Raw genomic sequence first — 6,703 nt, forward strand, 5'->3', positions numbered from 1 at the left:
CAAGATCTGAGAATCCTATTTGATTTGTGAAAATCGCAATCGCGGATGCTCAGATTCCCGACTTCGGCGAAGTTGTCGGGAATCTTGCTGTGGCTTTACCCACTGGGCATACGCGAGTGCGTGCCCGTAGAGCTTATGATTTAGGATTGCTATAATAGTAAAATTTATAATCAATGTATTTCATTCTACTAACAAAGTTTATCTCTAATTTTTTTCCCTTGCTGCTAAATATGAAAAACAATTGCCTAAAGGAGTAGTCATGAAGTCTCTCAGTTCTGGCAGAAATTTGATAAAAACATCCGGAATACGGTTGTTTCAGTTTGTATATTAGTTTTGTTTCTACATAGATTTCGATACTTCCCTTTGATGGAGATTGTCTTGTCTTGTCTTTTTTAGGGATTCTAGTGTCATTTTGGTACAACAGGAGTGTTGAGGAATAGCAACACGATGCTGCAAACGCAACAGGTTATACATAATCGCTATCAACTGAAAGAAAAACTGGGTGAAGGTGCAGGTCGTCAAACCTGGTTAGCACTGGATTTGTCAACACAAGAGGATATTGTGGTGAAACTGTTGACCTTTAGCGACCAGATGCAGTGGGAAAGCTTGAAACTATTTGAGCGAGAAGCACAAGTTTTGAAACAGTTGAACCATCCTCGCATTCCTGACTATCGTAATTATTTTTGCATTGATGACCAGTTACTCTATTTTGGGTTAGTTCAAGAATATATTCCCGGTATATCACTCAAGCAATTACTCACTAAAGGTCAAGTGTTTGCAGAACCAGAAGTTCGCAAAATTGCTGCTCATATCCTAAAAATTCTGATTTATTTGCATGGTTTGAGTCCTCCTGTGCTGCATCGAGACGTTAAGCCTAGCAATGTGCTAGTGGGTAAGGATTCTCGTATTTATCTGGTTGATTTTGGTGCAGTACAAGATCGCGCCGCTAGAGAAGGTGCTACCTTCACAGTGGTAGGAACTTATGGCTATGCACCACTCGAACAGTTTGGCGGAAGAGCAACTCCAGCATCTGATCTCTATGCTTTGGGAGCAACATTGATTCATTTGCTGACGGGTGTTTCTCCAGCAGATTTGCCTCAAAAAGATTCTCGCTTGCAGTTTTCTCACCTTGTCAGACTCAATCCTGGGTTTGTCCGTTGGTTAGAACAACTGACTGAACCTAATCTCGAAAGACGCTTTAGTAGCGCTCAACAAGCACTTGACGCTCTCAAAGCTAATCACAATGCTATCAAAATTGCTAGTCCACGACTCCCTGAAAGTTGTATTTGGCTGAAAAAATCACCTACTCACTTACAGATTCAACTTCCTGTCCCTTGGTACAAGGTGATCTCTAGCCCAAGAAATTGGATTGTGCTAACGGGGTTGGGACTTTGGTTATTTTGGCTGTCGATGCTCATCAGCGGTTGGGTTTATTTGTTTTGGTTGGCAGGTAGTCTTGTATTGGGGGCTTGGTTTCTATTACCTGTTTTTGTGGAAACCAATATCTACTTCAATCATCAGCAATTTGAAATTGAGGTGAAATTATTGGGTTTTTGCATCAAACGACAGCGAGGAAATGTCTCAGAGATTGATAATGTTTTTAAAAGTGACTCTGGCGGCTATGGTAACAAGAAAATTCCTGAGGTGACTCTCGCAGTTGGTGTCGAAGAGTATTCATTTGGAAGATTGAAACCACCTCTTTCTCATCAAGTATGCCGTTGGCTCGTAGATGAAATCAAGCATTGGTTGGGACTTTAGATTTTGGGCTTTTGGTTATGCTACAAGAAGGTGGACAAGTTCTTTGCATTCGGGAAGCGACTCCGCAAGAGTCTCGTTATCAACTTAAAGAAAAATTAGGGCAAGATGCTAGTCGTCAAACTTGGTTAGCAGTAGATTTGCATACACAGTCTCAAGAACAGGTTGTTGTCAAACTGCTCGCTTTGAGTCCGCAAATGCAGTGGGATGAACATAAACTCTTTGAACGTGAAGCTCAAGTACTGAAAAATCTCAATCATCCCCGAATTCCCAAGTATCGAGATGACTTTGTTTTGGAACAGCAGCCCGGTTCGAGATTTCCCTGGTTTGGGTTAGTGCACAGTTACGTTCCCGGAACATCATTCCAGCAACTGCTGGATGGGGGTCATCGGTTTTCTCAGTCACAGGTGGAAAAGATCGCAACAGAAATTTTGAGCATTCTTGTTTACCTGCACGAACTCGACGCTCCTGTGCTACACAGAGATATTAAACCCAGCAATTTAATTTGGGGTGAGGATGAACGCGTTTACCTAGTTGACTTTGGCGCAGTACAAGACCAGGCGGTGTTGGAAGGTGCGACTTTCACAGTTGTAGGAACCTACGGCTATGTACCAATGGAACAGTTTGCAGGTCGTGCTGTTCCCGCCTCTGACTTGTATGCTGTGGGTACAACCTTAATTCATCTCCTCACCGGAACGCCTCCTGCTGATTTACCATACAAAGACTCTCGCATTCAGTTTGCTGACAAAGTGAGTGTCGATTTGGGTTTTGTGAATTGGATTGGCAAACTGACAGAACCAAATGTTGCAGAACGGCTTAGTACTGCACGCCAAGCGTTAGACACGCTGAAGAACAAACACGCACTCACTCCACCACTTACAAGTCGTAAGCCTACAGGTAGTCGAATTCAAATTAAAAAATCTGCGGACAAAATAGAAATAAAAATTCCCAGACGCGGAAGAAAAACGTTCAAATTATTCTATCTTATCGGGCTGATGATTCCTTTTGTCTGGCAATTACCACAGTGGTTCAATTTACTCTCAACAGGACTTAGCTACCATTCGATATTGTATTTTGTACCTCTTTTAGCATTAGTGTTTTTCCTCTTCCAGGCAACAGTGCTACCTGCTTTTAGACATACAGATATGTACTTTGACCGTGAACATTTTGAAATCCGCTGGAAGTTATTTGGTTTATGTTATTGGCGGTTTAGAGGAAAAACTCTACTGATTTGTAGAGTGTATGAAGAGATAGTTCAACAGGGTTCTGCACCTCGGGGCGTGACAATTGAATCTTCTAATAAACAGAAGTTCACCTCTAGTCCTTTAGCTACTGTGGAACGTCATTGGTTAATTGAGGAGATAAAGGATTGGTTGAAATTAAATCAGGGAACAGGGAACAGGGAACAGGGAACAGGGAATAGGGAATACGTAGATAAGCGAAATTCAATATAAGATAAGATAAGACCTCACCCTCAATCCCTCTCCTTATTAAGGAGAGGGAAGCCGGAAGCAGGGTGAGGTTTTATATTTAATTTGACCCACTGACTTAAGGAATAACTGATAACTGATAACATTGCTAAAGAGAATTCGTTGGAAGCAAGTGGGCGATTACTTGAGCTTTACTTAGTTCTATAATAAGTCGCTGAGCTTGATGTTTGTAGAGTGGTAAATGCAATGTTTGTGGTAAGTTTTTCATTACTGTTCTCGCTGTGTTGAGACTGCATCCTGAAATGCGAACAAGAACATTCGCCCCCTCAAACTGTGCTTCCTCTGTCAAAGCTCTTGTAATATGTACTTGCCAGGTTTTTGATGTGGTGATAGTTGTTCCCTGCTCAATGCGCTGTAGACCATCGCTTGTTGCTAGTACTATCATGCGATCGCCCACAGCTAAACTAATATCCTCAGAAGGCATAAGCTTAGCCATTCCTGTTTCTTTTTGGTAAAGAATTGGAACGACTCCATAGCCATAAGCAACTTCAGATAGCAGTAAGCCATTGAGCGTATCACCTCCTTCAATTTGGTATTCTGTAACCAAGATAGTTTTGTGATTAATACGAAACAGATTTATGATATTTTCCCCAAATGCTGCTCCGGCAAAAGCTTCAGCAACTAAAGCGTAGACACATAGTACTTGAGCATTCGGCAAGAGTTCGGCTAAATTGTCACTTAAGCTAAGACCTGTGGTACGGATAACCAAATTGCTTTCTGGATTTGCATCATAAGCCATTAAACTGACTTCCAAATTCAGCATCTCATCATCAGTCACCACAACGACACTTTTTGCTGTCTGAAGATTTGCCTTGGAAAGAAACCTTTTTAGGGAACCAGTTATGAGTGGCATCTTTGGTAGAACCGTCATGTCAAAATCTGTGTTTAGCGTGATCCCAACAAGGGGTTGGTTGAATTCTTGCAAAATCTCTGCGATTCCCTGACCCATCCGACCGAGTCCCACGACGACAACATGGTCTTTTTGAGGAACGGGTGGACGTCGCTTATTCAACTGAAATCTAGCAGCTAAAAGTCTTTCTGTCAAAAAACTATAGAATACCCCTACAAGGATTGTACCAGTGATTGTCATTCCCAAGCTAATCAACCGCAACCAAAACGGAACTGGAAGTGTGAAATTAAACCCACCAAACAAATCACCAAATCCGCCGAGAAGTAGCATGGTTGAGGTCAAAAAGGCATCTATCAAGCCCATTTTGGGATAGGTCAACCGATACAAAACCGTTCCTAATAGCAATAAAACACCTACAATGACTCCACAGATAATACCTACCTGCTTAAATCGATTCTGATCAGGTTTGCGTAAAAATTGAGTAACTTGCTGTTTTATAGTTAACCAGTTGAGGTGTTTGAGTCTTGTTAATAAGTGCCAAGGGTTATACCAAGTATTTTTTACCAGTTTCTGAGAATCAGTGGAAGTTGGTTTTATTGCCTCAATATAAACAATTGTATCTCCCGGCATCAGGCGTGTATCTGGCTCCCATTTATGGAAGGCTTTGAATGAAGAAGTTGCACTAGATGTGTGATAGAGAATGTGACGTTTGTGAGTATTCAATTCGTGCAACAACTGTCTGTTGCACCAACGATCTGTTGGTGATAAAGTACGTTTGACAACTTGCAACCACTGTCCTTCTAAATGAAACAATCCTAATGTCTCTGTACCAAGAGCAGCAAGGGCAAAAGCTGGGGCAGGTAGTTGAGTTGGTTCAAAAGCAACAAAGTTTCCTAAATGTTCACTCAATAATTCATTGAGATTTTTTTTAGATGAACGAATCACTAAGCGGGTTTTGGGATTAAGTTTGCGCACCGCTAAAGCTGTCTCTGCATTGACTTGCTCACTACTTGTGACTATGATGGCAGCTCGACACTGCTGGATTTTAGCTTGCTGTAGAACATCGATTTGACGACAGTCACCAATGACTAAGGTATCCAATAAATTCTCAAGATGAGGAATTTCCCAGTCTTCAGGCGGCTTTTTATCAATAGCAATGACGCTGACTTCAAACTGTTTGAGGGCGACAACACAATGTTGACCTAAACCGCCGAGTCCGCAAACTAGAAATTGATCTAAGAGCACCTGAGGCTGTGCTGCTTGATGCATGTGTATTACTGGTTGTCAATATATATTTACAATTATGATTGATCTTATTTGACTGGGTTGTCGTCCGCCTAGGACTATAAGTCCTAGGCTTATAGGCGAAGTCCATTAAAATGGACTAAAAAACTTACCCAGTCCGTTTTAACGGACTTGGACTTTGAGCCAAGAAATTTATTTCTTGGCGGACGAGAATTATGGTGCAAGATCTGAGTATACTTACATCTTGCACCTGGGAAAAGAAATGTCAAAGTTATTACATATTATTTGACTGGGTTCTCGTCCGCCTAGGACTATAAGTCTAGCCCTGTCAAGGTGACTTTTTTGCAGTCTTCAAAAGTTTGGCAGTTGAGACATGTGGATGTTGAGGGTCATACTTTGGAGAGTCTTTCTTCTTTTTTGGAACACGGGTGTGTTTAAGAAAAGACTTCAAATGAACCCGTGAAGCCAAATTTTGGAGGCATTTAGCAAACTCAGATAGTTCAAAATTGGCAAATACACTCCAATGCCCAGGAGCGATCGCAATTATCATTCCTCGATAAGTGCCTTGTACTTCGTCAACCATATAGTAATCAGACAGTCCAGCATCAATTTTTCCCACACCATGAACGCTTGCTAAAACCCCGCGAACGGTTCTAAAATGTTATGGGCGACTAATGCAAGACAAAATGAGAACAAGGCAGCTTTTGGATAGCCCAAAGTTTGAATTTGGCATTCGTAATTTTCCGTCACAGTTTGAAACAGATTTTCAACACTGCGTCGTTCCCGGTATAATTGTGCAATAACTACTGCGGTTACAGTTTCCGTTGGAAGCATCGTAAAAATGGCAATTTCATTCTCACCATTACGATCTGGTTTTTTTAGCTTCAAAACGACTCGCCTCATCAGCAACAATTTTCCAGCATCGCTCAGACTAACAGTTTGCTCAAATAAATCCCCTGTCTCAATACTACCAACTGCTTGCAATGAATTGATTGCTTCCCAGGGCATTGATTTGTGTTCCCGAATCACGAAGTTTGCTCCACTTCGATGTAAGCCAGACAAAAATCCAACAGTACACATGTTACGGTCTGCAATCCATAATTCGCCTTCTTTTACAGTTTTTAGAACCTCGGAAAACATTGAACGTTCTTGAGCATGACCATCTTCACAACCAAATACATTGATTGCTAATCTTAATTCTGGGTCAAGAACTACTAATGACTTTCCTGGTAATGCTCCTGCGGCGATTGTTCGTAATACTTCGAGACGATGGTCAGTTTTTTCAAGGCAGTTTCCATCAAGGATTCTCAGGACTTACGCAACTGTCACAGGCGATCGCCACCTATAACTAGACTAATGACAT

General features: G+C 41.6%; 7 protein-coding genes. 4 read left to right on the plus strand and 3 right to left on the minus strand.

All coding sequences use genetic code 11. From position 1 onward, the window contains the following. Positions 1 to 26: 26 nt before the first annotated feature. The 3 genes from DP116_RS30050 to DP116_RS26075 all read left to right on the plus strand — a co-directional run bounded on the left by DP116_RS30050 (position 27) and on the right by DP116_RS26075 (position 3,209). The gene (locus DP116_RS30050; protein ID WP_281357479.1) at positions 27 to 155 is read left to right on the plus strand and encodes a hypothetical protein; all 129 of its coding nucleotides are present in this window, start codon (positions 27 to 29) and stop codon (positions 153 to 155) included. Between the two features lie 292 nt (positions 156 to 447). After that, positions 448 to 1,758: a serine/threonine protein kinase gene (locus DP116_RS26070; RefSeq protein WP_169157913.1), complete on the plus strand. Its 1,311-nt coding sequence runs from the start codon at positions 448 to 450 to the stop codon at positions 1,756 to 1,758. Between the two features lie 17 nt (positions 1,759 to 1,775). Beyond that, positions 1,776 to 3,209 (plus strand): serine/threonine protein kinase, encoded by a 1,434-nt coding sequence (locus DP116_RS26075; RefSeq protein ID WP_169157917.1) that lies wholly within the window; start codon positions 1,776 to 1,778, stop codon positions 3,207 to 3,209. A gap of 124 nt (positions 3,210 to 3,333) precedes the next feature. On the opposite strand, the gene DP116_RS26080 is transcribed toward DP116_RS26075, so the two are convergent. The 3 genes from DP116_RS26080 to DP116_RS26090 all read right to left on the minus strand — a co-directional run bounded on the left by DP116_RS26080 (position 3,334) and on the right by DP116_RS26090 (position 6,588). Beyond that, entirely contained in the window at positions 3,334 to 5,364 is a 2,031-nt protein-coding gene (locus tag DP116_RS26080) for a potassium channel family protein (RefSeq protein WP_169157914.1), read from the minus strand. A 304-nt stretch (positions 5,365 to 5,668) separates the two neighbouring features. Then, positions 5,669 to 5,959: a hypothetical protein gene (locus DP116_RS26085; protein ID WP_169157915.1), complete on the minus strand. Its 291-nt coding sequence runs from the start codon at positions 5,957 to 5,959 to the stop codon at positions 5,669 to 5,671. Positions 5,960 to 5,973: 14 nt separating this feature from the next. After that, positions 5,974 to 6,588, minus strand: coding sequence for a transposase (locus DP116_RS26090; RefSeq protein ID WP_339381572.1), 615 nt, complete (start codon positions 6,586 to 6,588; stop codon positions 5,974 to 5,976). Between DP116_RS26090 and DP116_RS30055 the strand changes: the two genes are divergently transcribed. After that, a complete protein-coding gene (locus tag DP116_RS30055; RefSeq protein WP_281357480.1) occupies positions 6,558 to 6,692 on the plus strand; it encodes a hypothetical protein in 135 nt (44 codons plus the stop codon). The genes DP116_RS26090 and DP116_RS30055 overlap by 31 nt on opposite strands. Positions 6,693 to 6,703: the final 11 nt, after the last annotated feature.

Source organism: Brasilonema bromeliae SPC951, from assembly GCF_012912135.1.
Lineage (GTDB): Bacteria > Cyanobacteriota > Cyanobacteriia > Cyanobacteriales > Nostocaceae > Brasilonema > Brasilonema bromeliae.

What these genes read in the sequence shown, in the direction of transcription:
- DP116_RS30055 (WP_281357480.1), top strand. Translation starts at nt 6,558, where the DNA reads ATGACTTTCCTGGTAATGCTCCTGCGGCGATTGTTCGTAATACTTCGA.
- DP116_RS26075 (WP_169157917.1), top strand. Translation starts at nt 1,776, where the DNA reads ATGCTACAAGAAGGTGGACAAGTTCTTTGCATTCGGGAAGCGACTCCG.
- DP116_RS26080 (WP_169157914.1), bottom strand. Translation starts at nt 5,364, where the DNA reads ATGCATCAAGCAGCACAGCCTCAGGTGCTCTTAGATCAATTTCTAGTT.
- DP116_RS26070 (WP_169157913.1), top strand. Translation starts at nt 448, where the DNA reads ATGCTGCAAACGCAACAGGTTATACATAATCGCTATCAACTGAAAGAA.